Genomic DNA, 25,388 nt, shown 5'->3' on the forward strand with positions numbered 1-25,388 from the left:
GTGTTATGCGTAAAGTTACTAAGTCATGGCTGATTGGCTCTGCTGTTATTTTCGCCCTTATCGCTGTTCCAATCGGGTTGCTGATTGAACGTGATCATCAGCAAACCCGCCAACACTCCCCGTGGTCAGAAGTGCCACAACGGGCTCAAGCCGTCGATCATAGCGACCTGTTCCCACAATCCGCTTTTAACAGCGGGCCTGAAGTGACCGCTGCCTGCCTTCAGTGTCACGAGCAATCCGGCGAACAAGTGATTCATACTAAGCACTGGACCTGGCAATCGCAGCCCGTCGATGTCGAGGGGCGTGAGCAGCCAGTGGCGATTGGTAAGAAAAACGTCATCAATAACTTCTGCATCGGCGTACAGGGAAACTGGGAATCCTGTACCGCGTGCCACACCGGTTATGGATGGAAAAATGAGGCGTTCGATTTCGCTAATCAAGCCAATGTGGATTGTGTCGTGTGCCACGATCAGACAGGTACCTACAAAAAAGGCAAACAAGGTCTGCCCGTTCAAGGTGTCGACCTCTTAGCCGTGGCGCAAAGCGTTGGACGCCCGACTCGCAGTAACTGCGGCAGCTGTCACTTTAATGGTGGCGGAGGCGACGCTGTGAAACATGGCGATCTGGATCAGAGCCTGAAATTTCCGGAAGCGTCTCTGGACGTTCACATGGGTCGATACGATTTTGCTTGTGTCGATTGTCATCAAACCGAAGACCACAATATCGCAGGTCGCTCCATTACTGTCAGTTTAGATAATCACAATCAAGTCTATTGTCAGGATTGTCACCAACAACAAGTTCACGCAGACGAGCGTATCACACGACATCTCGACTCCGTCGCTTGCCAAACTTGCCATATTCCCGAAGTGGCCCGAAAACAGCCCACAAAAATCAGTTGGGACTGGTCCACATCCGGCGACGACTCGATTAAAGAAGAGCCGCACCACTACTTAAAAATCAAAGGTAGCTTTGTATATGAAGACAATTTGCAGCCCAGTTACCTTTGGTTCAATGGATTGGCTGATCGCTACTTGTTGGGCGATCCGATAAATCCGGATTCGGTCACCGCGATAAACCAGCCTAAAGGGTCTATTAAGGATCCGAAGGCGAAAATCTGGCCATTCAAAGTTCATATAGCCAAGCAACCCTACGACCGTAAGCTCGGTCACTTACTGCAACCGAAAACGGTGGGTAAAGACGGCTATTGGAGCCACTTCGACTGGGATAAAGCACTCGCACTCGGTGCTGCGTTCGCTGGTATTGAATACAGCGGCTCCTATGATTTTGCTACCACGTCCATGTTCTGGCCACAAACTCACATGGTCGCGCCAAAGAACGATGCGTTGCAGTGTCAGGACTGCCACGGAGAGACGTCTCGCCTTGACTGGCAGGCACTGGGATATAACGGCGACCCACTAAAATGGGGAACTGCCCCACGTCAGTCCGAAGTGATGATTCAGGAGGCAACTTATGAACACTAAATCATTATCAATTGTCTGTCTGTTTGCCATCCTGTTCATCGGCGCGAGTTCACCGCTTCAGGCAGATGGACTGAGCTCGGTGTCCTCTGAGATAACCCTGTCTACAAGCCCAAGCATGCACCCAAATGTGGTGTTACGAGACGCCAAAGGTGACCCCATCGAGGATCCTGAGCGCATGATCTCATCCATCCAAAGTTGTGGTGGCTGTCATGACGTGGAGTACATCCAGAACCATAGTGACCATCAATCGTTATGGCAACAACAGGCCGGTTTCACGGTAACCGACTATTTTCGATTTGCATCAGAAAACAGGGGGGCAACTGACACCGCTGCTCCACTGCAAACTGCCCTTTCTTTCGGTGATGATGGCGCCTGTCTGAGCTGTCATACCAGTCAGCAGCAGCGAAGCGATTTAAACCTGACGCTACTCAATCCGAAAGGTGAAATCAGCGGCGAACAACTGCAGATCAGCAAACCGAAAAATGCCAACTGCGCCCAGTGCCATGGTATTGTCGACACTCAGATTCACCAACCATTACGGTTAGGCAGTGAGTTACACTATGCCCAGTTAACACTGACAACCGGACAGATACTTTCCCCACAAAAAATTGCCCTCAGCGCGCTCAACATTAAAGACAGAGCCTCTCATACCCGCAGTTTTGATATACACAGTGAACGGCTCGTCGATTGTGTTGCCTGTCACTATTCCCAAAACAACCCGGTATATACCCAGCAGCATAACGAGCAACGTCTGGAGCATTTAACTTTTGACCCACGCAGACCCAGTGTCGGTGAGTACTTAACCCGCCCTTCCCATAAACTGGCAAACACCCAGTTCGACAACACTTCCTCTTGTCAGAGTTGTCACGATGGCGAAAAAACTCACCAATGGTTGCCGGCATATAACAAACATGTACGTACTTTGGCCTGTGAGTCGTGCCATATCCCCGAGCTTTTTGGACCCACACTTGAGAGCATTGACTGGCGCATTCTTGATGATAAAGGGATGGGGATGCCTACTTTCCGAAATGTTGCAGATGATGGCCTGATTACTGCCTTTCAGCCTCAGCTCGTGCAACATGCAGACAGTAACGATATGTGGCGGCCTGCAAACTCGATAACGATGCAATATTGGCAATATGGTGGGCAGCAGCAACCTGTACCGAGTACTGCGGTTCTCGAGGCAATACAAGCATTGAAAGACGCCAGCCTACCTGTGTCATTCCCGCCTGATGAGGCAGCGTTAACCGCCATCAAAGAACAGCTTCAGGCTCAGGGCTTTACTGAGCTGACATCGGGAGTGCAAACCGAAGTCTTCCCGCTTTCACATGGTGTTGTTTCTGGGGAATGGGCAACTAAAGACTGCACATCCTGCCACAGCGAGGCCTCATTGCTTGCCGCCAACAGTAACCGAGGCTCCTACATCCTTGGCCGGGATCGGATACCGTGGATTGATCAGTTAGGCGCTGTGCTGTTTTTGTTAGTGATTGCCATTGTCACCCTGCACTCCCTGTTACGCTATAAGTTGTCACCAAATAAATCATCGGATACCACGGCCAATGAGGTCTACATGTATGACCGGTATGAGCGCTTATGGCACTGGTTGCAAGCAGTGACTATTTTCGCGCTGCTCGGCTCGGGCCTGATCATTCATCTTCCCGCTATGTTTGCCTGGATGAGTTTCAGCTATATGGTTCAGATTCATCAGATCCTTGGATTTGTGCTGCTTGTTAACGCGCTATTCTCACTCTTTTATCATCTGGTCAGCGGTGAGATTCGCCAGTATCTACCAAAACCTTACGGCCTGATCCATGAAATGATGGCACAAGGACTTTACTACGCGAAGGGCATTTTTAAAGGCGCTCCACACCCATTCCACAAGACAAAAGCCCGAAAACTCAATCCATTACAGCAGATCACCTACTTTGCCATTCTCAATCTTCTGTTACCCGCGCAGCTCATCAGCGGTTTTGCCATCTGGGCTGGTAACTATTGGCCAGAGCTAACCCAATGGCTGGGCGGATCAGAGCTACTGTTACCACTGCATGTTGGACTCGCCTGGCTATTTGCCAGCTTCATCGTCATGCATGTTTACCTGACCACAACCGTTGGTGAAAACCCCACTGATGGTATTAAAGCCATGGTCAGCGGCTGGGAACAAACAGAATCCGGGGCAACTGAACTGGACACTGCGCCCTCAACAACCCATCAAGCGGCTGGTACAGCGCAACCACATCAAGGAGGTCGCTCATGAACCGACAACCTCAACCCTACTGGAACCCCTATATAGCCGGGGCATTACTTGGCGTTGTGCTGTTTCTCGCTTTCTTCATTTCAGGTAACGGTCTAGGAGCGTCCGGTGGACTCAATCGTATTCTGGTTTATGTTCAGAACGGATTTGTCCCCGAGCACATCGATCAGGTTCCCTATCTACTGAAACTGGCCGGGGGTGACAAGAATCCTTTGGACAGCTGGATTGTATTTCTTACTGTCGGCACTATGCTGGGTGGCGCGATATCCGGTTGGCTTAACGGACGTATGCGCTTCGAGACCAACAAAGGACCGCAAATCAGCGTCTCAACCCGGTGGGTGTTGGCGTTTATCGGCGGCATTTTTATGGGCTATGGTGCTCGTTTAGCACGGGGCTGTACGTCCGGCCAAGCGCTCTCCGGTGGCGCGGTACTGTCTGTAGGTAGCTGGGCTTTCATGTTTGCAGTCTTCGCCGGCGCTTACGCTTTCGCTTACCTGCTTCGCAAATGCTGGAATTAGGAGGTTATTATGGCTGACTTTCCTCTCCCTCTCACCCAACTGTTTGGCAGTTGGGGCGCCTACAGTATCTATCTGATGATAGGTTTGGGCTTTGGTTTTGTCCTTGAAAGTGCCGGGTTTGGTAATTCAACCAAACTGGCTGCACAGTTTTATGGTCGCGATCTGACGGTATTTAAGGTGATGTTCACCGCCATTATTGTTGCCATGTCGCTGATATTTTTGACCTCTGCTGTAGGCCTGCTGGATTATAACCTGGTATGGGTACCACCGACCTACTTATGGCCGGGTATCATTGGTGGGTTGATCATGGGCGTTGGGTTCATCATCGGTGGTTTTTGCCCCGGCACCTCACTGGTTGCGATGACCACGGGCAAACTGGATGGTGTGTTCTTTGTCTTTGGCGTGCTTACTGGGATCTTTTTGTTTGGCGAAACCGTTCAGTATTTCGATGTATTCTTCAATAGTTCCTACATGGGACGCTTTACCCTGCCAGAATTATTCAATGTGTCGACCGGCAGCGTAGTACTGACCATTGTAGTGATGGCGGTCATGCTGTTTTGGGGCGCAGAACACCTTGAGACCTGGGTAAACAAACAACTTGGCACACCTCCGTCTTCGACTCAACAACCCTCAGTAAAAAGTGCCAACCGTTCTCTTGCTTTACCGGGTGCCTCCGCAATGATAGCGCTGGCGTTGTCGGTGTATGTGATAGGACAGCCAACCACTGAGGATCGTTGGCAAAAATTGGCTCCAGAGCTACAGGCACAAATAGACAACAGGGCCATTTACGTCAGTCCTAAGGAAATTTTATCAACCCATTTTGATCATTCATTACAACTGGTCATTTATGACGTTCGCAGCGAAGTTCAATTCAATCAGTTCCATCTGGCTGATGCCAAACATCTTAAATCCGGGCAGATTACTGAGGAAGCGAAAGCGTTGAGATTGGCGCCAGCCAATACGGTGATTTTATTGGTCGACAATGATGAACAACGTGCCACTGAAACCTGGAAGCAACTTAAGGCAGAAAGTGTACAAAACGTGTATGTACTGGAAGGTGGAGTGAAGAGATGGCTAAATACCTTCACCGCGCAGCATGACGTTCATTATGAGCAGCCAGCCTCCCCATTACAGCCACTGCTTTATCAGTTCGATAGCGCAGTGGGCTCGCAACACCCTGCAGCGAAACCAAGCCCCGTTAATTTCCCGTTTGAAGGAACGCCTAAAATCAAACTGGAACTCAAGCGAGCCCCGGCCAGCGGTGGTTGCGCCTAACGCACTATTAAAAGCAGCAGAGGAGAAGGAGGCCCTTCCTTCTTCTCAAACTGATAGTGCTGCCACCAAACCTAACATATTCGCTGTTCCCAAAACCTCGGGCATCGATAACCGCTTAAAAAACATGAGTAGAGCATGATGCTTCGAATCCCACAAAGGTAGGTCATCAGGAATACTTATTGTTCGAACTGAGCTACAGATTCAATACTGATAGCATCATGACGCCAATATTCGATGGTGCAATCAATCAGTTGATCATTCTGGTCATAATTAATTCGTTCAATCACCATCGCAGGGGTTCCTGATGTTGCTCGCAGCGCCTGAGCAATATCGCCGAGTAGTGACGTCGTACTGACACGATATTTCACTTTGCTGTAAACAACGCCGAATTTCTCGCGATAGATATCGGTAAATGAAGCGCCGTTTAAATCCACATCGAGTAGATTTGGAAACATCTCGGTACGAATGAAGTTAGTGACATACACCACTGGACGCTTATCCAAATATCGGACTCTGTCTACACGATAGATATCAGAAAAAGGCGGTAAACTCAGTAACTCTGCGGCCTGTTTCGTCGCTAACATTCCCTTTGCCGACAAAAGCTCGGTATGCGGTTGCCTGTTCTGGGCAATCGCCATATTGGTAAAATTCAATGTCTGCGTGGGGTCATAGCGAAGCGACTCCGGAGAGATAAACCACCCCCGACGATCCTCACGATAAATACGGCCTTCTGCCTCAAGTAATGAAAGCGCCTCTCGCAGAGTCACTCGTGTCGTGTCAAACGACTCCGCCAGTTTTCGTTCCGCTGGCAGTTTCTGACCCGGCATTAACATGCCCGAGTCAATCTGCTCTACGATTGCATCTTTTATTTTTACGTATTGCACTCGGCATCCTTAAATCATCGTAAATGTCTACGATTTAGAATCAATCTTTGGCTTAACTCAGCGATTACGCCAGGATTGAGTCTTACCCTCAAATACCCTGCCAACCAGCATATGAAGCACTTTTGCGATGGCCGCAGTCAACATAATCATGACTGCCATCGCGGCTGAACTGCCTGTTTGTCCTGCATCATCCATGTTAAGGACCGCAACAGAAGCTGCAATTGTATTAGTTGAATACAAGAATACTACCGCGGAAGTCGTTGTTAAAGCGTTGATAAATAAATATATCGCAATATCAAGTAGCACAGGTAAACAGCATGGTAACGAAACTTTTAAAAAAACAGCTTATATTGCGGCAACTTAACGGACGCAACGGTTGCTTCAATCAACGTAGGAGCTTGCGTAAAGATCGATGATGCTGCACCTGGTATTGAAGAAGGCCATAATGCAGGCATGTGGACGGTGGGCTTACTTCTGTCAGGGAACGAAGCTGGATTGACATTTGCTGAGTTTCAGGCCGCAGATGCAGCAACACTGGTAACCGCGCGTGAAAAAGCACATCTTAAACTGAGCAAAGCCTCCCCACACTATCTCATCGACACTATTTCAGAACTGCCCGAGGTCATCAGTGACATTGAAAGGCGACTTCTGGCAGGTGAACGTCCTTAAATGGACACGCTCCAGGAAAATCAGATAGCGCTGTGTTAATAGCAGTCCCATTTGTGCTCTCAATCCGTAGCCATGCTACGGATTATTATTAAATAATGACGTCACAAAACAATAAAAACCAAACATTAAAAGCAACGAACATCAAATAAAAACCAAAAATCACCCCGCCTATTTAGACCATTGTCACATCTTTATTTTCATCACTTTCAACATTATGAAATATTTCAAATAAAACAAACTCACCTATCCAGGCAAACATGATTTTTGTGTGATTAGCGGCATTAAGTTTCATGAAACGAAACCGCATTCATGATTTAATTAAAACCACAATAACAAATCCAACCCACTGTATTAAAACAAAAAATACAACAAAACCCCAATCAATCTTGTTTCATGAAATGATTACCAGCAATCAGATGTGAGACGAATCTAAATTTTCATCCATTTCATTATTTAATATTTACCTGACCAGCGAGACATCAGAAATTTTATAAGGAAATATGATGATAAAAGTAAAAAAACTCCCATTAGCTGTAGCAGTGGCCACATCTCTCATTTCATTTTCTTCGCTTGCAGAAACTGAAAATAATAACACTCAGCTTGAAGAATTGACTAAACGTATTCAAGAGCTAGAAACTAAAGTACAGGAAACCGATTATATTTATGACCAACAACCGGCGGTATTAACACCTGACTTCGAGCCGCCAGCAGGGTTGGTTTTCTCGGGTTATGCTCGATACGGCGCTCACTATGCGGACAGTGATGCAGCTTATGTTGAAGTGGGCAGTTCCGGACGTTCAGTAGGTCGACTTGGCAACGAATATAATGGTGGCGAAGTTCAGCTAGCACGAGCAGCGAAAACAGACAGCGGTATGCTTTGGGACGTCGTTGTTATGTTCGACCAATGGGGTAACAAAGCCTGGGGTTCAGAAGGTGGCGTGAACCTCAAGAAAATGTACGCCGGTGCGACCAACATCTTTGAAAGCCAGCCAGAGCTTTACCTTTGGGCAGGTCGTGATTTCCATCAACGTCCTCAACAGGGGCTCAACGACTATTTCTGGATGACTCACGATGGACAAGGGGGCGGTTTTAATAACCTGACCCTTGGTGGAATTAAACTCGATATGGGCTTTGTGGGTCAGGTAGATTCGGCGACCGGAGCATTGGGCAATGACAACGGCAAGTACGCTCTGACCTCTAAGTTGCACGGTATCGATCTCGGTATTGGGAACCTTGACCTCTACGCTAACTATGGTTTCGCTTCGAAACAAGCAGGCGAAGATCTGCAAGATGAAAAAGCGTGGCAGGTAGGTGCTGTCCTTGGATTGGGTGCTTCCAACAAGTTTGTTTTTAAATATGCGGACGGCGCGGATGATTCGGTATTTGATCTGGCCGGTGACAAGAAAGTCATCTATGCAAGCTTAGAAGGCGGTGTTAATCCAAGCTCCAACCTGTTTATTGATTACCTTGCTTCCTATAAGAAGCTATCGGGTGAGAACGTGAAAATGCCATGGGAAGCAGAGAATACCGAAAGAAGCGAATACTCTGCCATTGTTCGCCCTATGTATAACTGGGATGAAGTGCACTCTACGTGGCTTGAAGCCGGTTATGCAATGGAAGACCATGTGAGTGGCTTCGAGAAAAAAGGCTGGAAGGTCACGCTATCTCAAAACGTATCCATGGGCGGCCTGCCCTGGAGCCGTCCAATGCTGCGCTTTTACGTAACAGCGGGTGATGTAACAGCCAGCGAGCAAGAAAAAGTAGACACACTGACGGCTGGTGCAATGTTCGAGGCGTGGTGGTAAATACTTAGGGGGTAACCACCGCTTTTTTGGGCCTGATCATTTCAGGCCCTTTTTTCTCTGCGCCTCTATCTCTCTATCCCGACAAAATAGACCAAGCCACACAAAAACAATAAGGAGCTTGCTATATGAAACTGTCTTTTATTGTCACCAGAATTTATTTAGGTTTCTTTATTCTGATCACAATTATGCTGGGCTCAGCTTGGTTCTCAATTCAGGCTACAACCCAAATGACCGAACGAGTCGAAGCGATCACCAATGATTCTACTCCCCTACTGACTCGCTCATCTGAACTTACCATTGCTTTTCTCAACATCAACCGTAGTCTCACCGACTATCTATCAGCAATGTATCTAGACGAGCTTGATCCTCTGGCCGAGAAGGTTACAAATCGTATTGACGCCTATCAGACTCAATCCAACTGGGTCGTACAGCATGTAAAATCAAAATCGGTGCTGGAAACGGCGATAATGCAACTCGTTGACAATGAGACAACAGTGTTAGACCACATTGGTAGCGTCACGACACTGTATTCGGCATATCTTGATGCAAAAGATAGAAACGAGTTCCAACAATCTACATTTCAGCCTTTGGCCAACCAGCTTACGTCAAATCTGGTCAGTGGGCTATCACTGGCGCAACAAGAGCCTGAGCGTCATGCCATTCAGGGAATGTTGTCTCAAGTTAATGTCCTGAGTTCCGACGCCAGCAAAGCGTTCTCAATGCAAGACATCATCGAGTTGCGGTCTTCAAAAAGGAGCTTTTCATCTCGACAAGAGCGCTTTGAACTCGCCAGTGAACAGCTCAAAGTGCACTCACCGAAACTCTATCGGAGCAGCAAGCAAGCCATGGACTTGTTTGCCCAGCACGTGTTTTCTGACCAAGGTTCTGTTGCAATGCATATCCAGACCTACGAACTTTTTGATCAATTGCTGACACAACAGCAACAACTGAACTCACTCATTAACGCGCAACTCGATCAGATTGGTATATTGTCTGAGTATGCGGCTCAAATGGCTACCCAAATGGATCGTGAAGCCTCAGATAGCGCAAAACAGACCATGTCGGTGCTGGCCATTATTTCTGCAGTCTCCACTCTTATCGCCATCGTCATTGGAATGAGCATTGCCTCTTCGGTAAAAAAACCAAGTCAGCAGGTGCAAAAAGCACTACAAAGATTGGCAGAAAAAGACCTGACATCAAAGGTCAATTACAACAAAGACAACGAGTTTGGCTATGTCGCCAAAAAGGTGAATCTGGTCTTAGAGCATTTGTCGGAAACAATCACCCAACTGAGTACGTCGGCAGATCGCCTCAACGAGGCCTCCATTGAAAATCAGCAAACCAGTGAAAAACTGGAACACGATATCAGGGAGCAAACCGCACAAACCACGCAAGTAGCGACCGCGATGAAGCAGATTGAGTGCTCTGTTCACGAGATTTCTGAATCCGCTAACCAGACATTAACTATTGTTACAGACGCGGTAGAGATGTCCTCTGAGGGACAAACGATGATGAAGGCCAATTCCGATCTTCTTGGTACGCTATCTTCCCGATTGGGCGTTTCAACCGACACCATCCGCGCCTTGGAACAAGAGGTCGCGAGTATTGAATCTATTTTAGAAGTCATTTCCGGTATTTCAGAACAAACCAACCTTCTGGCACTCAACGCTGCCATTGAAGCCGCGCGCGCTGGCGAGCAAGGGCGCGGATTCTCAGTGGTTGCAGATGAGGTTCGTGTCCTGGCCGCTAAGACCACCAAATCTACTCTGGAAATCAAGGAGAAAATCGAGCAACTTCAGACTCGTACCGAATTTGCTGTCTCACAGGTTATTATGTGTGCCGATGATATGAAGCAGTGCATGACACAAGCAGCCAGTGTGGATTGCAACCTACAGCGCATCTATCAACAGTTAAACGATATCGAAGATAGAAGCACCCAAATTGCTTCCGCCACCACAGAACATCAAGCCGTAGCATCAGACGTTACCCAACGTGTAAGTGAGATTTTTGAATTGTCGGAACACAGTTCACAACGCTTCGGAAAACTGTCTCAACAAGGATTAGAACTGGAACGTATGGCACAACAACAGCTTGAGCTAACAGCGCATTTTAAACTGCCATTGAAAAGAGAGAATATGGTACTTTAACCCCCCTAAAAGTAAACCTTTTACGTTAATGGTTTCTCGTTTCCATTGATCATCTCTGCAAAGTCAATTAATTTTGACCTGCAGAGAAATTCGTTTAAAGCACCCAAAAAAATGGCATCAATCTTTATATTTATAGTGTATTAAAAACTAACCCAGCCATCAATAACACGACACTCAACACACAATTGTAATATTTTACTTCACGACTATAAAATTGATTACTAATAATACAATCTATATTATATACTACGTCGAATTGAGCTTGCTGAAGAGATAATTAATGAAAAAAAAGAAGAAATCAGCCACAGTCTACGACGTTGCGCGATTAGCGGGCGTTTCGCCCAGTACAGTCTCACGTTTTCTGAATCGAACGACGTATGTGTCCGATAGTAAAAGTCAACGTATTGAAGATGCGGTCAAAAAAACCGGTTACAAACCAGCATTTCACATGCAGCAAGACCTCAGTCGACGCTCTATGACTATAGGCGTTCTGGTTCAACACCCAGACAGCCCTTATACCGCAACCATACTCAATGACATGGAGAAAACACTGATCAGCAAAGGATATTCGCTAGTGATGGCTTCCGGACACTGGCAGAATAAGCTCGAAACGCATGCTTTAGAATACCTTATAAAGAGTAATGTCGACGGGATCATCATCATTACAGGTAACCTGAAAAAAGAGTGTATTTTATCCACCGCCAAATCCATACCCGTGATCACCGTTGGTTATGATGTTCAGGGAGAAAACATCTGCTCTCTCAACCTGGACAATGTTATGGGTGGCTATATTGCAACGCTACATCTACTTCAGCAGGGACATAAAAATATTGCTCATATCAAAGGGTTATCATCGCAACCTGATGCGGGCGCCCGCTTCAAGGGCTATAAAAAGGCGCTGGAAGAAGCCAATATCCCAGTCAACCCAAAACTGGTCAAACAGGGGGATTTTGGTATGGAATTGGGCTATAACGCTACCAAAGAACTTATCGATTCCAATATCTATTTTTCTGCCATTTTTGCCGCGAATGACTTAACCGCTTACGGCGCCATTAAAGCACTGCATGACAATGGCTTAAAGGTGCCACAAGATGTCTCAGTTGTGGGTTTTGACGATCTGTCGACATCAAAATATTTCACCCCGGCACTCACCACACTAAGGCAACCCATTGAAGAAATTGGCACTGTTTGCGCCAATTCGATCCTAAGTTTAGTCGTTAAAGGCCAATTTGAAGCTCGAATGCCTCCGATAGATCTTATCGTAAGGCAATCCACCAGTTCTATTTTCGGCAAGAATTAACTTACTAATACATCTATTATAAAACATCATACCAATTATTAATTTAATCAGTATGGTGTTTCTACTTTATATTAAACATACCTGCCATTTATTGTCGGGAAATCAATAAGTGATCATGATCATATTTAATCGTCACTTATGTTCACAGTGGTATTCATCGGCAACCAAATACATTGAAACAAGGTCACATAGAAATAAAAATTCCATTATTATCCCCTGACATTCAATTGGCGACAAAAATCTTCAATGCTAATTTTATCCTGAAACTTCACCCTTCAATAATAAGGATATTAGAAGCATGAACGTAATGAGTAAGTATGCCAAACTGGTTAGCCGTAAAACCCTCTCTGTCACCCTACTGGCTGCGTGCACACACGCTGCCTATGCTGTTGAACCACTATCCGTATCTGGTAATCAGGTATTGGCTGGTGGCGTAGCCAAGAGCTTTGCAGGCCCCAGTCTGTTTTGGAGTAACACCAACTGGGGAGCTGAGCGCTTCTACACCGCTGCCGATGTAAGGGCAGCAAAGAGTGAACTTGGGGCAACCCTGATTCGAGCGGCCATTGGTCACGCTGCGACAGGTGGACTAGAAGATGACTGGGCCGGAAATATGGCTCGTCTGGAAACCGTCATTGAAGCGGCGATTGCTGAAGATATGTATGTGATTGTCGACTTTCATAGTCACTATGCTCACAATGACTGGGCCCGAGCAGAAGCCTTTTTTACTCATGTTGCCACCAAGTACGGTCATCATGACAACATCATTTATGAGATCTACAACGAACCACTTCAGGTCAGCTGGAGCAATGACATCAAACCCTATGCGGAATTCATCATCGATAAGATCCGTGCTATTGACCCCACTGGCATTATCGTTGTGGGCACCCCAAACTGGTCACAAGACGTAGATATTGCCTCATTCGATCCCATCAATCGTGCCAATATCGCCTACACCATTCACTTTTATGCAGGAACTCACGGGCAGTTTCTTCGAGATAAAGTAAAGACCGCACTCAATAATGGCATTGCACTTTTTGCTACCGAGTGGGGAACGGTCAACGCTGATGGCGATGGTGCCGTAAATCACAGTGAGACAGATGCTTGGATGGAACTATTCAAAAGCCATAATATCAGCCATGCAAACTGGTCAATCAATGACAAAGCCGAAGGCGCTTCCATGTTCACTCCAGGTGGCACATGGGGTAGTTACACCGCATCAGGATTAAAAGTTAAAGAGATCATCTCTACTTGGCCCACCAGTGAAGGTGGCGGTGGCGATGAAAGTGACCTGACCGGGCCGTGTAATGTGGTACAGCTTCCAGGAAAAATAGATGCAGAAAACTTCTGCTATGCGAAAGGTCTGAAGTTTGAAGATACAACGGACGCGGGAGGCGGCCAAAATCTTGGCTGGACCGACGATGGCGACTGGATAACTTTTGATATCAACGCTCCACAAGCTGGTCAGTATGACGTCACTTATCGCGTTGCTTCTGACCATGCTGATGGAGGAATTATCCAAATTGAACAGGGTGGTGGCGAGGTTGTCTTTGGTGAAATTAGTGTCAACGGAACAGGTGGTTGGCAAAACTGGCAAGACATAACTCACACTATTTCGCTACCTAATGCGGGTCAGCAAACCGTCGCTCTATTCGTGAAGAAAGGCGGTTGGAATCTGAACTGGTTTGAAATGGAACCAGCAGATGGCGGCGAGATTGACCCACCAACAAACCGTTGTGCAGGCGTCACCGAATATCCCAACTGGTTACACGCTGATTATGAAGGCGGGCCGAATACTCACCTGCTTGAAGGTGAAGAAATGCAGTATCAGGGTAACAAGTATCGCGCAAACTGGTACACCAGTTCACTGCCGGGTAGCGACGAATCATGGTCACTGGTAGGCAGCTGTCAGTAATTGCTTACTTATCACAACTCTAGCCTGAATGAGCCAGCAACATCATTGCTGGCTCTTGCTTATTTTTGTGATCACTGGCACTCCCGAGGTGTATTTTCGTACTAGATTTATGATTTAAAATGATATTTTCTCGTATAGCCGAATGAATAATCCCAAACCTACATTGCACGATATTGCCAACGAAGCATCTGTATCCCTATCAACGCTAACTCGGTACCTTCATCAGCGTGGTTTTGTCAGTCGCGAGAAACAGCAACGGATACAAAAAGCCATCAACAACCTTGGCTACCAGCCCAGGCTCTCCGCAAACAGGGCCAAAGCAAAGTCGAGTTACCTCATTGGGGTGTTGATACCCTACGCACTCTGTCCTCACTCCAGTGCAATTTTATCAGGCTTGGAAAGCGGACTGGCACAACACCAGTTTACGCCCATTGTTATGATTGGAAACTGGAACAACGAGCAAGAGCAGTTGCGCATCGCTCAACTTAAGGCCCAGGGTATTGATGCGCTGGTTGTGATCGGTGGGAGCCTGACACCAGCTCAACTCAAAGATGCTGCCTTGGAGCGACCTGTGGTCACTATTGGCTGTACCGACATTGACCATCCCAACATTCACTGCATCAAGAACAGTAGCCTAGTCGGTGGCTATATGGCAACCAACCACCTACTTCGGCTGGGACACACCAATATTGTCTATCTGTCCGGGATTCACTTCCATCCTGATTCCAAATACCGACGACTTGGCTACCAACAGGCGTTAGAAAAGGCTGGGCTTACCTATGACCCTGAACGGGTCATCAGTGGACACTTTAACGTGGAGAGCGGCAGAAAAGCCGTCGAGAAATTACTGGCGCAAAAACTGCCGTTTACGGCGATCTTCGCGGCAAACGACCAGATGGCTTTCGGGGCTATACAAGCGCTGGAGAACGCCGGGGTCAGAGTCCCACAGCATGTCTCTGTTATTGGCTTTGACGATCATGAAGTCTCCTCCGCCTTTACCCCTGCCCTGACCACCATACGCCAGCCCTCGATTCAATTTGGCCGCTCCGCGGCGATACATCTGGCCCATATCCTTGGCGTCATTGTCGAAGAGAGCGAAACGCGTTGTGATGAAGATTCAGTAAGGGTGGTAATACGACATTCTTGCTCGCCCTGCAGGCAATAGAACAAGGGTCAGGCAAACAGCCCAACCCCGCTGTTGTCAATAGAGATAGGCGAATATCATGCCCGGACGGAAGTAGCGACCTGCGGTATATTTCAACCCGGTATTCAACAGCCAGCGGTGAAGGCTTTCACCTGAATCTGTCTCCACGTATCCACTTAAGCTCTGGCAGAATTCTACGCCATCTAGTGTCAGGTTGGGATTGACTCTACCATCAGACAACAAACTCTGCACCGACTTCAGACTGTCAAACCACAAACTCGCTTGCTGCTCTGTCAGCTGAAACTGTTGTGCTATCGAATCGACTGACACCGTCACCGAACAGTTAAATCCTTCAGGGGCGGCAAACGGGATCTTGGCGTAATGGTAGAGCGCGTTATAAACGGAATCGATCAGCTCTTCTGCCTGCTGTTTCTTGCCGGACAGCTTTAACGCCGTTGCGACGCTGTACTGTACCCCTATCCAGACATCCTGAGCCTGAAATGCATCATGAGGGGCACCATCTGCCAGTGTCATATTCGCCACACCCAATTTGGGACTATTCTCCTTAAAATTGACTCGGTAGATGAAGTCCAGTGTCCGTGACACCTTCTCATCACTGAAAAGACCTTCGTCACCGATCAGCTTCAAATAGCTATCTGCCAATAACGCATCGCCAAAGCTATTGTCAGAGTCAAGCAGGATATCGTTATATGCAGGTGTGAACACTTCTGGCGCGAGCTTCAATAATCTCTGCTTCTTCGACATTCTCTGTTCAAGCATACTCAGTTCTGAGCTTTCATCGACTGCATCCAAGTAAGCATTAAGTACATTCTTATCGGCCACTTTGTCGCCAGATAAACTCAACTCAAGCGCTTCTAATGATGAACTGGTTTGCCCGCTCAAGTGTGAGACCTGTACCGGGGTGGCAAAGAAGTGGTAATAGCCATTTCGTTCATCCCATAATGCACGTTCCAGCGTTTGCAAGGCATCAACAGACTTAAGCTGATACTGCTCTGCTCGTTCGGTCTCCCCGACAAGCTGTGCTAACTTACTCGCGACCTTCAGTCCCGCAGCCCACAGACTGGCACAGTAAATCGAGATCCCATGTGAAGACAAGTTGTCAAATGTGTCGTCTGTTCCCCTTGTCAGTGGAATAGCATCGCCCTTCTCTACAAGCGCTGACAGGTAATTAATACTCTCCACAATGGCCGGCCAGCATTGTTTAACCACTGCAAGATCTTGAGTGTGGACAAAGTGACGGTACACCATCAAAATGTACTTGGGTGCCAGATCTTTCCACTCTTTGACGTTGTGCCAATTGTAGGCATCAGGCTGAATGTCAAAAGGGCTACCCAGGTCATGAATCACCGCGCCCTTTATTGCACGCACACCAGAGTATTTGTCATCACTCAAGTCTGCGGTGGGCTTGTCTGCATACTCCCAGTAGCGCCTTTGTGTACTATCCGATGCCAAAATCGCATCAGCAAAATCCCGCATCACACATCCGTCTAGCTCAGGTAACAGGTACAGCAGCGAGAATGAACCATAAAAATAGACATCCAGCGAGTTGAAAAATGGGTAGTCGACACATTCTTTCACCAAGAATTTGTCCTTGTTGTCCCATACCGTCGATTCTGCCAGAAACGATAATGTATTCATGGCCATGGTGGTGTAACGACGCGCACAATCTTCACTATCAAATGCCTTAAGCGCTGAAGCCAAATAGTCTGCATGTTGCTTGTCGATTCTGGATTCAATCTGCTCCAGTTCTGGTAAAACATCCACCAGCATCGCTTTTACTCTATCTTGCTGCGGATAAAACTGCGTATACGCCTTCTGGGATTCCCAACCATTGAGTGCAATCTTGCTGTGGTCCATCACCTGAACGAAGCGTAGGTCAAGCGATTCATTCGGTGCCAGCTCAATTTGCACGCACACCATGGCTTGCAAGCTTTCACGTCCGCTATATATTCCGCAATCAAAATGTCCGTTAGTACGTCCTGTTTGCAAACTGCTCTTGACCACATCTTGGTATTGGCTTGAATAAAGGGAAGGTTTCACAGACACCGATATCTTACTGCTGCTCATTAATTCCGAATCTGCCTGAACGCCAAAGCACACTTGCCCTTCAATATCTGCCGCATACGGTGACTGACTCTCTAGTGCAACACCTTTGAATACTTTCGATTCCTGATAGAGCGAGAAAGTTTTATGGATTTGATTGATCGGATTTTGAGTCAATGTACAGAACGAATCCTGAACACCATCGCGGCCCTTGCGATAGGTTGACCCAATAAGGTTGACCAGAGGTTGAACCAACGTCACTAACTTGGTTGTGGCCGCGTTATTACGAACGGAAAAATGGTTCCAGTGCAGTGGAAGTGAGCATAAGCGCTTGTCGTGTTGAACAATAGGCGACACAACATTTCGTGTTATATCAATATCATCAAATGCAGCATAATCATACTGAGCAATGGGATACATTGCTTGATAGTGTATTTGCTCACGATTAATGGCGCTGACACCAGAATCACTGTCAGCGGTGAGCGAACACAGTTGTGCCGATTTGTTGGTCAGCAGCCCATCAAAGAAGTCAATCGCAACAAGGATCTGAGTCATTAATGAATTTGGATCTTCTTCAATATATCTTAATGCCTTTTCAGAAAATTCCGTTTCCCATCGTTCAAAATTAGCTTTATTCTCTGAATAAAACCGTAAATTAGACAAAGAGTTTTTTATTTTATCAATTACACAACCACTACTTGAATCCGTTATTTTCTCTCCACAAAAACTGGCAGGAAAGTAACTTAGATGCCTCACTACATCTGCTTCATTCTCTATATACAGATTCTGCAAAGAGTGGTTATCCATGCAAGATACAAAAAAGTTATTAAAGTTTATCTCTTCGTGACCAGCATCAACAAATATACCTGGTATAAAACTGAAGTTCGGCGTCGACCCAAGTGGGGTCAGAGTAAACGCGTTACCAATACCACCCACAGCCATCCCCGTATTTTCTGGCGTTGTCGAAATTGGTACGTACCAAGGTTGGATAAATTCCACGGCGTTACCTTTCGCACATAATTGACTAACCCGATCACTATACGTTGTATTCTTAATAGTATTCATTTTGAATATCCTTATTGAATATACCTTTTATTCTGTTAGCATAAAATAAAAACGGAGGTTAATAATGTTTACACTAAGTCATTTCAAGTTTGGAAAATTGTCAGCAACAAAAATACAACACCATAAAAAAGGTATTGAGCTGGAAATCATTCACGACTTTGGAGCAATAATAAATAAGTACTCAGTCAACCAAAGTCCATTCTCATTTATTCGCGGCTATAAAAGCTATAGCGAATTAATCGAAACTCATCCTTTTTTCTCTCGTAGCGCCAAATTATTTCCTTTTCCAAACCGACTCGAACATGGTCGTTTTCGTTACGACCAAAAGAGCTATACTTTGCCCGCCAACTTCCCATGGACAGACGATGCGGTACACGGTTTGTTGTACAATCAGGCGTTTTCTGTTGTCCATTCTCATTGTGAAACAGACTTCGCAGAGCTCACCCTGCGCTTTGAAACCTCATCACTTGCTAAGGGGTTTCCTTTTAGTTTTACACTAGACGTTTCCTATCGTGTCGATACCGAAGGCGTATTGGTATGCTCGACCAAGGTAACCAACACAGGCAACCAGGCTTTTCCTTTTGGAGATGCATGGCATCCTTACTTTTCGCTAGATTGTACGCTTAACCAGGTCCAGATGACGATGCCAGTGTGTAAGGAATTGCAAGTTGAATCTGGTTTACCTACGGGTGAAAGACGAGAATTCAAGCAATTCCGACACGGAGCTTCACTCACCGATGTCAGTTTCAATCACTGCTTTGAGTTTGATCGCCACGCTACCGCCAACCTCTGTCTGCAACGCCTGGATCAAACTGCAACACTCCATTTTCAGCAAGATTCCAGCTACCCCTTTGTTCAGCTCTACACACCACCATCCGAAGCCACACTTGCGATTGAACCTATGACTTGCCCAGCGAATGCTTTTAATAACCAGATTGGCTTGATTGACTTGCTTCCAGGTCAAACTCGACTATTTCGTTGGCAATGCCAGGCACACTATATCCCACGTTAAATTGGCAGGGCGCTGAATGCGTCCTACCCTTTTCTTTCGTTAACCCAGAACAACCTCTACGGTATGTTCTCCCGAAGTAAAGGCCGGAACCTTGTTCCCCTCTACTTCAATATCGTTAACTTTCATACTGACAACGCCTTTGCTCACGCCCTTTGGATTGTCTACCCGTATATGGTAAGTAGCGCCTCTGAACTGGCGACGAACCCTGAAGCCTTGCCAACTTCTTGGGATGCAAGGATCTACAATCAAGCCGTCGATATCTGGACGAACACCCAAAATCCACTGTGTTCCAGCGACATAGGTCCAGGAAGAGGTACCTGAAAGCCAGGCATTTCGACCCAGGCCAAATTGCTCATGTTCATCACCCAGTATATTTTGCGGATAGCAATAGGGTTCGGATTCAAATACGTCTATTTGGTCATTTTTCGAAGCGGGATTGATTTGGCGATAATACTCATAGGCCCTGTCACCGTTACCCATTTGCGCTTCCGCAATCATCACCCATGGATTGGAGTGCAAAAATATCCCACCGTTTTCTTTCGCGCCTGGCGGGTAAGTTGAAACACCGCCAAGGTTCGGATCAAATCCGTCATAGCCCGGTGTCGATAACTTGATGCCGTTGCTGGTATTGAGCTTACTGTAGACTGAATCGAGTGCACTGTTTGCGCGTTCCTGAGTCGCAAAACCAGAAATAACCGGCCAGCTCTGAGCGTTGGTATAGATTTGTCCCTGTTCATTAATGTGTGACCCGACCGGCGTGCCCTTTTCATCAAAATACCGCACATACCACTGGCCATCCCAACCATGTTCGTTAACCGTCTTCTGCATCTTTTGATACTGCATGACAAACGTATCGATGAGTTCTGTTTCATCTCGCAGCTTACACAGATCCAACATATCCAGAAGCGCTTTACCGTACATATTAGCCACCATCATGGACTCCGCCCCGGTAGGCAGGTTTACGGTATCGTTCCAGTCAGCAAACCCAAGCAGTGGCAAGCCATGCTGGCCAGTATTGGTATAAGTAAAATCAATCGCACGGCACAAGTGGTCCCACACTGTTCCCGACTCTATCGGGTTGCCTTGCTTATCTTTTTGATAATATGGAATTACTTTGTTAAGGAAGTCGGAATTTCCGGTTTCTTTCACATACTGAGTGACTGCGTAAATGATCCATAGATGGTCATCACCATAATAATCCGGACGATCTTCCTCTTCTCTGGAATCCCCCGCGTTCGCTTCCATCGTTGAAGGGAAAAACTGATGCATCGCAGAACCATCGATGTTTTGTACTGATAGCAGTCGCTCAATGAACTCACGTGCTTCTTCTGGCATGTGCGAAATCACACCCAGCGTATCCTGAGAAGAGTCTCTGAAACCAATCCCCCTTGCACCGAAGCCTAGCTGATACAGCGACAAATAACGTGACCAGTTTTTCGTCGTGTGACACTGCCTTGGGTTATGCACATTGAGCATTGAGTTCATGGCAGGATCCGGGGTTTCAACATGAAGTGCTGACAGGTACTCTTCCCAGTGGGAAGCCAGATTGGCAAATGCTTGATCAACCTGCTGATGATCTCGGTACTTTTCAAGCAGCTCTTGCGCCTGAGCCAAACTCTCCATCTGTGTGAGCTGAACGACGGTACGCTCCTGTTGCCCGGGAGCCATCGAGCCCAATCTGAGATTTAAAGCGCCAATATTGTCACCACGCAAACACTCACTATTAGTCAATTCCAGATCAAGCAGCGCTTTGGGGGCAGCCCAACTGCCATAGCCCATTTCCCCAAGAAACTTTTGGCGATCACCGTCAAATGAAGTGGCTGGACGATCAGCTGTCATTAAATTAACCGCAATATCTCGCTTCATAAACGCATATTGCTCAAGGACTGTGTGTCCAGAGCTCTGTTTGTGTGCTTTTAACGTCATGGTCTGCGGTACCCAATCAGCATTTAGCAACTGTTTTAACGCATCAAAGTGGGTGAACTCAAACACAGGTATTACATCAATATACAGTACTTTATCTGAGATATTGGTGACTTTGATATCCTGCAATAGTACCGCATCATCCTTAGGGACGAAGAAAGTTGACTCACAACGCACGCCGAACGCTTCAGAAATGATGGTGGTGTAAGACAAACCCGTGTGGTTCTCAAACTTATCCAGAGGCTTTAGCGTCGGTGTATAAAACGGTGAGAATATTTCCGTATTACCTTCCGAGTCTTGTACTTTAATGTAAGTCGTAGAGCCTTTAAAATCAGAGTTTGGCAGCTGGGCGATGTATTTGGTGATACGATTCAGTGCCGGGTCCCCCTTACACAACAGCACTCCACCATTACTATCAACCAAGCCGCCAAAGTTAAGTGTACCCACGTAGTTGCACCATTTGATTGGCGTGCAAGGTGTAGTAGCGACGTATTCCTTTTTTACGTCGTCAAAATATCCATAGTTCATTATCAATTTCCCTACCCCCCTCCCGGTGGAAGAGGGGACTTCAAGTTAGTACAGAGTGAATTCAATTAACTCGCCAGTGAGTTCTCGCTTAGTGCATCGAACAGGTGAATCGCATCCAGGTCGAGGTACAGAGTAACGTTGTCGACATCCAACTCGGCAGCCTGGGTTTCCACCATAAGTGGCTGACCTTCTATCTCTGTTTTCAACAAAATACTGGCACCAAGCAACTCTTTGTCCCGAATCGTTACGCCAATCGGTACCACGCGGTCGTGGTCGACCTGTTCTGCTCTCAAATGGATGTCCGTTGGGCGTACGCCAAAATGCAAGGCGATGTTTTTGGATGCCAGCGCTTTGAAGCGCTCTGGTAGAGGAATTCGGATACCGCCCAGCTCGATGTAGTATTCTCCTTCTACATCAATAAGGTGTGCATCCAACATGTTCATTGAAGGATTGCCGATAAACTGGGCGACAAATTTATTAGCAGGTCGTTTAAACACCTCTGTTGGCGTGCCAACCTGGGCAACATACCCATCTTTCAAAATGACAATACGGTCTGCCAGTGTCATGGCTTCAATCTGGTCGTGGGTGACATAAATCGTCGTAGTCTGCAGTTTGCGGTGTAGCTCTTTAATCTCTTCTCGCATCGAGCCACGAAGTTTGGCATCGAGGTTAGACAGTGGCTCATCAAACAAAAACACCTTCGGAGTACGTACCATAGCTCGCCCCATCGCCACACGCTGACGCTGACCACCCGATAACTCTTTAGGCTTACGATCCAGTAATGGTGTCAACTCCAGCATTGTAGCCGCTTTGCGCACCTCCACATCAATGTCTCGTTTCGATAACCCTTTCAATTTCAGAGCAAACGCGATGTTTTCATACACCGTCATATGCGGATACAACGCGTAGCTCTGAAACACCATGGCAAGATCTCTGTCTTTTGCGTCGATCTTATTCATCAACCTGTCACCAACATAGATATCGCCAGAGGTGATGTCTTCCAAGCCGGCCAACATTCTCAGGGTTGTCGATTTACCACAACCTGAAGGCCCAAGAAAGACCACAAACTCGCCATCATTTACGGTAAAGTCAAACTGCTTCACCACATCGACATCCCCAAAAGACTTTTTAATATTACGAAATTCGACTTTAGCCATTTTTGTTCTCCTCAGAGCGCGCTAGTAACATGTTGCGATACGCAATAGCGCTCTGTTTAAGTGTTCGTTTTTGCGTGTGATAATCGACATGCACCATGCCGAATCGTTGGGCATATCCAAATGCCCATTCAAAGTTGTCCATCAGACTCCAGGCAAAATATCCCTGGACATTGACTCCCTGTTCAATGGCCTGATCCACCGCTAATAGATGTGTTTGGAAGTAATGCTGGCGTTGTTCATCGTCTACGGCACCATCCACACACTGATCATTTCCAGCAGCACCGTTCTCAGTAATGTAGATTGGCGGCAGGTTGGAATAACGCGTCTTTAAGCGCAGCAGTAAATCGGTCAGACCTTGCGGATAGATCTCCCAACCAATGTAGGTATGTTCAGCATCTGTTTGTGGTACCGATTCGATATCGCCGTTTTCGTCGTAACGAACAACGCCACGGGAGTAATAATTGATCCCTATGTAATCCACGGGGGCCGAAATAATGTCGAGATCCCCTTCCAGGATCATTGGTCTGTGTTCGAACTCTCGATCCAGTACTACTTTTGGATAATTTCCTTTTAAGACCGGGTCGATAAACCAATGGAAGTTCTCAGCTTCTTTGTATTCGGCGGCCCCGATGTCTCGCTCACGTTCGGCATAGAATGGTGTAGCGTTGAATACCACCCCATGTTTTGCACCCGGAGCGTTTTTTCGTAATATCGGCATTGCCAGACCATGGGCCAACATAAGATGGTGGGAGGCAAGAAAACCCTCAGACTCACCACAAATACCCGGGGCATGAACACCCCACCGATACCCCAGAAACGCAGACACAAAGGGCTCGTTTAACGTGGTATAAACATCTATTTTGTCACCAAAATAGCGGCTTACCACATCAGCGTAGTGGGCAAACTTATAGGCAGTTTCTCGGTTCAGCCATCCGCCCCGGTCCTCCAGATATTGAGGCAGATCCCAATGGTAGAGCGTAACGTAAACTTTCATGCCGAGCGCATGACACTTATCGATAATCTGTTCGTAAAAGCTCAAGCCTTTAACGTTTACAGCGTCTTCTTCTGGCAGTATTCGTGGCCATGCGATAGACATTCGATACGCATCTACACCCAATGAATGCACCATTTCTATATCCTGTTCCCACAAATGGTAGTGGTCACAAGCGATGTCGCCATTGTCCCCGTTGTCTACTTTTCCCGGGACACGACAAAAGGTGTCCCAAATAGAGTCACAACGTCCTCCTTCTTTGACGGCACCTTCTATCTGATAAGACGAGGTCGCAACACCAAAGAGGAACTCAGAAGAACACATTCGGGAATGTCTGGGCAATTGAAATTGATTGGTCATTGCAGCGCTACCCCTTCACCGCACCTGACGTGAGTCCACTGATCATCTGCTTAGACGCAAAGAGATAAGTGACCACTAAAGGTAAGATGGAGATGGTCGTACCCAGCATGACGGCTCCCCAAGGCGTATTTGGGATGCCCTGAACGCTTCTCAGAGCCTGAGTAATAACGTAGTTCTCCGGTGAGGTCAGCACAACCAATGGCTGCATAAACATATTCCAGAAGAATACAAACTGAACGATAGCCAAAGTTGCCAGCGCTGGCTTCATCAAAGGTAAGACAACACTCCAATAGGTGCGCAGTTCACCCGCTCCGTCCAGCTTGGCCGCTTCAAGTAACTCTCTTGGAATCGAAGCCACCACGTGTTGTCGCATTAGAAAAATACCAAAAGGCGTGGTGGTGAATGGGAGCCATACCGCAACATGATTATCCAAAAGTCCTAAGAACTTAACGATCATGAAGTAAGGTATCAGGCTCAATACCGGTGGAATCATCATTGAGCCCACCAGCATACCGAACAGGATGTTTTTGCCTTTAAATTTGTACACTGCAAAGGCATATCCGCCCATACTACAAAACAGTAATGAGATGGATGTACCGACAAAAGCCACATAAATCGAGTTAAACATGGCCTGCCAAAATGGCATTATTTCCTGCAGCTTGGCATAGTTGATTGCCAGGCTGTCTCCAATGGCAAAACTAATACCGGTACCAAAGATTTCACTGCGATCTCGGGTCGATAATAACGCTGACCAAATGAAGGGAAATACCGTGACAATCGCTGAAATGATCAGGAGTGTTGCCAATAACACCATGAGCACTTTAATAAAAATTTCTACACTACGATCACTGGGCTTAATTCGCGCCAGAACATCGCTTGATTGGCGAGTTAGCGTCGTCATA

The 25,388-nt window shown here is 46.9% G+C and carries 16 protein-coding genes and 2 pseudogenes; 11 read left to right on the forward strand and 7 right to left on the reverse strand.

The window, feature by feature from the left end; all coding sequences use genetic code 11:
• Positions 1-5: 5 nt before the first annotated feature.
• The 4 genes from C4S60_RS05840 to C4S60_RS05855 are packed head-to-tail and all read left to right on the forward strand — an operon-like array spanning position 6 to position 5,525.
• Positions 6-1,481, forward strand: coding sequence for a tetrathionate reductase family octaheme c-type cytochrome (locus C4S60_RS05840; protein ID WP_103879401.1), 1,476 nt, complete (start codon positions 6-8; stop codon positions 1,479-1,481).
• Complete coding sequence (locus C4S60_RS05845; RefSeq protein ID WP_103879402.1) at positions 1,471-3,735, forward strand: cytochrome b/b6 domain-containing protein; 2,265 nt, start codon at positions 1,471-1,473, stop codon at positions 3,733-3,735. The genes C4S60_RS05840 and C4S60_RS05845 overlap by 11 nt, the downstream gene beginning before the upstream one ends.
• Complete coding sequence (locus C4S60_RS05850; RefSeq protein WP_103879403.1) at positions 3,732-4,250, forward strand: YeeE/YedE thiosulfate transporter family protein; 519 nt, start codon at positions 3,732-3,734, stop codon at positions 4,248-4,250. The genes C4S60_RS05845 and C4S60_RS05850 overlap by 4 nt, the downstream gene beginning before the upstream one ends.
• A 9-nt stretch (positions 4,251-4,259) precedes the next feature.
• Complete coding sequence (locus tag C4S60_RS05855) at positions 4,260-5,525, forward strand: YeeE/YedE thiosulfate transporter family protein (protein ID WP_103879404.1); 1,266 nt, start codon at positions 4,260-4,262, stop codon at positions 5,523-5,525.
• A 176-nt stretch (positions 5,526-5,701) separates the two neighbouring features.
• On the opposite strand, the gene phnR is transcribed toward C4S60_RS05855, so the two are convergent.
• Both phnR and C4S60_RS23935 read right to left on the reverse strand, forming a co-directional pair.
• Entirely contained in the window at positions 5,702-6,409 is a 708-nt protein-coding gene (gene phnR / locus C4S60_RS05860) for a phosphonate utilization transcriptional regulator PhnR (protein WP_103879405.1), read from the reverse strand.
• Between the two features lie 57 nt (positions 6,410-6,466).
• A pseudogene (locus tag C4S60_RS23935) lies at positions 6,467-6,804 on the reverse strand (putative 2-aminoethylphosphonate ABC transporter permease subunit); the annotation flags it as partial.
• 1 nt (position 6,805) lies between these two features.
• Between C4S60_RS23935 and C4S60_RS05870 the strand changes: the two are divergent.
• The 6 genes and pseudogenes from C4S60_RS05870 to C4S60_RS05900 form a co-directional block, all read left to right on the forward strand.
• Positions 6,806-7,078, forward strand: a pseudogene (locus tag C4S60_RS05870) (phosphonoacetaldehyde hydrolase); the annotation flags it as partial.
• Between the two features lie 503 nt (positions 7,079-7,581).
• On the forward strand, positions 7,582-8,883 hold the full coding sequence (locus C4S60_RS05875) for a carbohydrate porin (protein WP_103879406.1): 1,302 nt from the start codon (positions 7,582-7,584) through the stop codon (positions 8,881-8,883).
• A gap of 125 nt (positions 8,884-9,008) precedes the next feature.
• Positions 9,009-11,030 (forward strand): methyl-accepting chemotaxis protein, encoded by a 2,022-nt coding sequence (locus C4S60_RS05880; RefSeq protein WP_103879407.1) that lies wholly within the window; start codon positions 9,009-9,011, stop codon positions 11,028-11,030.
• Positions 11,031-11,310: 280 nt separating this feature from the next.
• Entirely contained in the window at positions 11,311-12,330 is a 1,020-nt protein-coding gene (locus C4S60_RS05885) for a LacI family DNA-binding transcriptional regulator (RefSeq protein ID WP_103879408.1), read from the forward strand.
• A 298-nt stretch (positions 12,331-12,628) separates the two neighbouring features.
• Positions 12,629-14,242 carry a cellulase family glycosylhydrolase gene (locus C4S60_RS23510; protein ID WP_160111336.1) on the forward strand — a complete coding sequence of 538 codons (1,614 nt, stop codon included), beginning with the start codon at positions 12,629-12,631 and terminating at the stop codon, positions 14,240-14,242.
• Positions 14,243-14,384: 142 nt separating this feature from the next.
• Complete coding sequence (locus tag C4S60_RS05900) at positions 14,385-15,407, forward strand: substrate-binding domain-containing protein (RefSeq protein WP_103879409.1); 1,023 nt, start codon at positions 14,385-14,387, stop codon at positions 15,405-15,407.
• Positions 15,408-15,443: 36 nt separating this feature from the next.
• On the opposite strand, the gene C4S60_RS05905 is transcribed toward C4S60_RS05900, so the two are convergent.
• The gene (locus C4S60_RS05905) at positions 15,444-18,515 is read right to left on the reverse strand and encodes a GH116 family glycosyl hydrolase (protein ID WP_103879410.1); all 3,072 of its coding nucleotides are present in this window, start codon (positions 18,513-18,515) and stop codon (positions 15,444-15,446) included.
• A gap of 64 nt (positions 18,516-18,579) precedes the next feature.
• Here C4S60_RS05905 and C4S60_RS05910 point away from each other — a divergent pair, with 64 nt between their 5' ends.
• A complete protein-coding gene (locus C4S60_RS05910) occupies positions 18,580-19,527 on the forward strand; it encodes an aldose 1-epimerase (RefSeq protein ID WP_103879411.1) in 948 nt (315 codons plus the stop codon).
• 39 nt (positions 19,528-19,566) lie between these two features.
• On the opposite strand, the gene C4S60_RS05915 is transcribed toward C4S60_RS05910, so the two are convergent.
• From C4S60_RS05915 to C4S60_RS05930, 4 genes are all read right to left on the reverse strand, one after another.
• Positions 19,567-21,978, reverse strand: coding sequence for a glycoside hydrolase family 94 protein (locus tag C4S60_RS05915; protein ID WP_103879412.1), 2,412 nt, complete (start codon positions 21,976-21,978; stop codon positions 19,567-19,569).
• Positions 21,979-22,043: 65 nt separating this feature from the next.
• The gene (locus C4S60_RS05920) at positions 22,044-23,135 is read right to left on the reverse strand and encodes an ABC transporter ATP-binding protein (RefSeq protein WP_103879413.1); all 1,092 of its coding nucleotides are present in this window, start codon (positions 23,133-23,135) and stop codon (positions 22,044-22,046) included.
• Positions 23,128-24,486: a GH1 family beta-glucosidase gene (locus tag C4S60_RS05925; protein ID WP_103879414.1), complete on the reverse strand. Its 1,359-nt coding sequence runs from the start codon at positions 24,484-24,486 to the stop codon at positions 23,128-23,130. Before C4S60_RS05925 ends, C4S60_RS05920 begins: the two co-directional genes overlap by 8 nt.
• A gap of 7 nt (positions 24,487-24,493) precedes the next feature.
• On the reverse strand, positions 24,494-25,387 hold the full coding sequence (locus tag C4S60_RS05930) for a carbohydrate ABC transporter permease (protein ID WP_103879415.1): 894 nt from the start codon (positions 25,385-25,387) through the stop codon (positions 24,494-24,496).
• Position 25,388: the final 1 nt, after the last annotated feature.

The organism is Vibrio hangzhouensis (assembly GCF_900107935.1).
GTDB lineage: Bacteria > Pseudomonadota > Gammaproteobacteria > Enterobacterales > Vibrionaceae > Vibrio > Vibrio hangzhouensis.

Bases quoted from the DNA above. Each gene is read 5' to 3' on its own strand.
- C4S60_RS05840 (WP_103879401.1), top strand. From the start codon at position 6: ATGCGTAAAGTTACTAAGTCATGGCTGATTGGCTCTGCTGTTATTTTC.
- C4S60_RS05845 (WP_103879402.1), top strand. From the start codon at position 1,471: ATGAACACTAAATCATTATCAATTGTCTGTCTGTTTGCCATCCTGTTC.
- C4S60_RS05850 (WP_103879403.1), top strand. From the start codon at position 3,732: ATGAACCGACAACCTCAACCCTACTGGAACCCCTATATAGCCGGGGCA.
- C4S60_RS05855 (WP_103879404.1), top strand. From the start codon at position 4,260: ATGGCTGACTTTCCTCTCCCTCTCACCCAACTGTTTGGCAGTTGGGGC.
- C4S60_RS05875 (WP_103879406.1), top strand. From the start codon at position 7,582: ATGATAAAAGTAAAAAAACTCCCATTAGCTGTAGCAGTGGCCACATCT.
- C4S60_RS05880 (WP_103879407.1), top strand. From the start codon at position 9,009: ATGAAACTGTCTTTTATTGTCACCAGAATTTATTTAGGTTTCTTTATT.
- C4S60_RS05885 (WP_103879408.1), top strand. From the start codon at position 11,311: ATGAAAAAAAAGAAGAAATCAGCCACAGTCTACGACGTTGCGCGATTA.
- C4S60_RS23510 (WP_160111336.1), top strand. From the start codon at position 12,629: ATGAACGTAATGAGTAAGTATGCCAAACTGGTTAGCCGTAAAACCCTC.
- C4S60_RS05900 (WP_103879409.1), top strand. From the start codon at position 14,385: ATGAATAATCCCAAACCTACATTGCACGATATTGCCAACGAAGCATCT.
- C4S60_RS05905 (WP_103879410.1), bottom strand. From the start codon at position 18,515: ATGAATACTATTAAGAATACAACGTATAGTGATCGGGTTAGTCAATTA.
- C4S60_RS05910 (WP_103879411.1), top strand. From the start codon at position 18,580: ATGTTTACACTAAGTCATTTCAAGTTTGGAAAATTGTCAGCAACAAAA.
- C4S60_RS05915 (WP_103879412.1), bottom strand. From the start codon at position 21,978: ATGAACTATGGATATTTTGACGACGTAAAAAAGGAATACGTCGCTACT.
- C4S60_RS05920 (WP_103879413.1), bottom strand. From the start codon at position 23,135: ATGGCTAAAGTCGAATTTCGTAATATTAAAAAGTCTTTTGGGGATGTC.
- C4S60_RS05925 (WP_103879414.1), bottom strand. From the start codon at position 24,486: ATGACCAATCAATTTCAATTGCCCAGACATTCCCGAATGTGTTCTTCT.
- C4S60_RS05930 (WP_103879415.1), bottom strand. From the start codon at position 25,387: ATGACGACGCTAACTCGCCAATCAAGCGATGTTCTGGCGCGAATTAAG.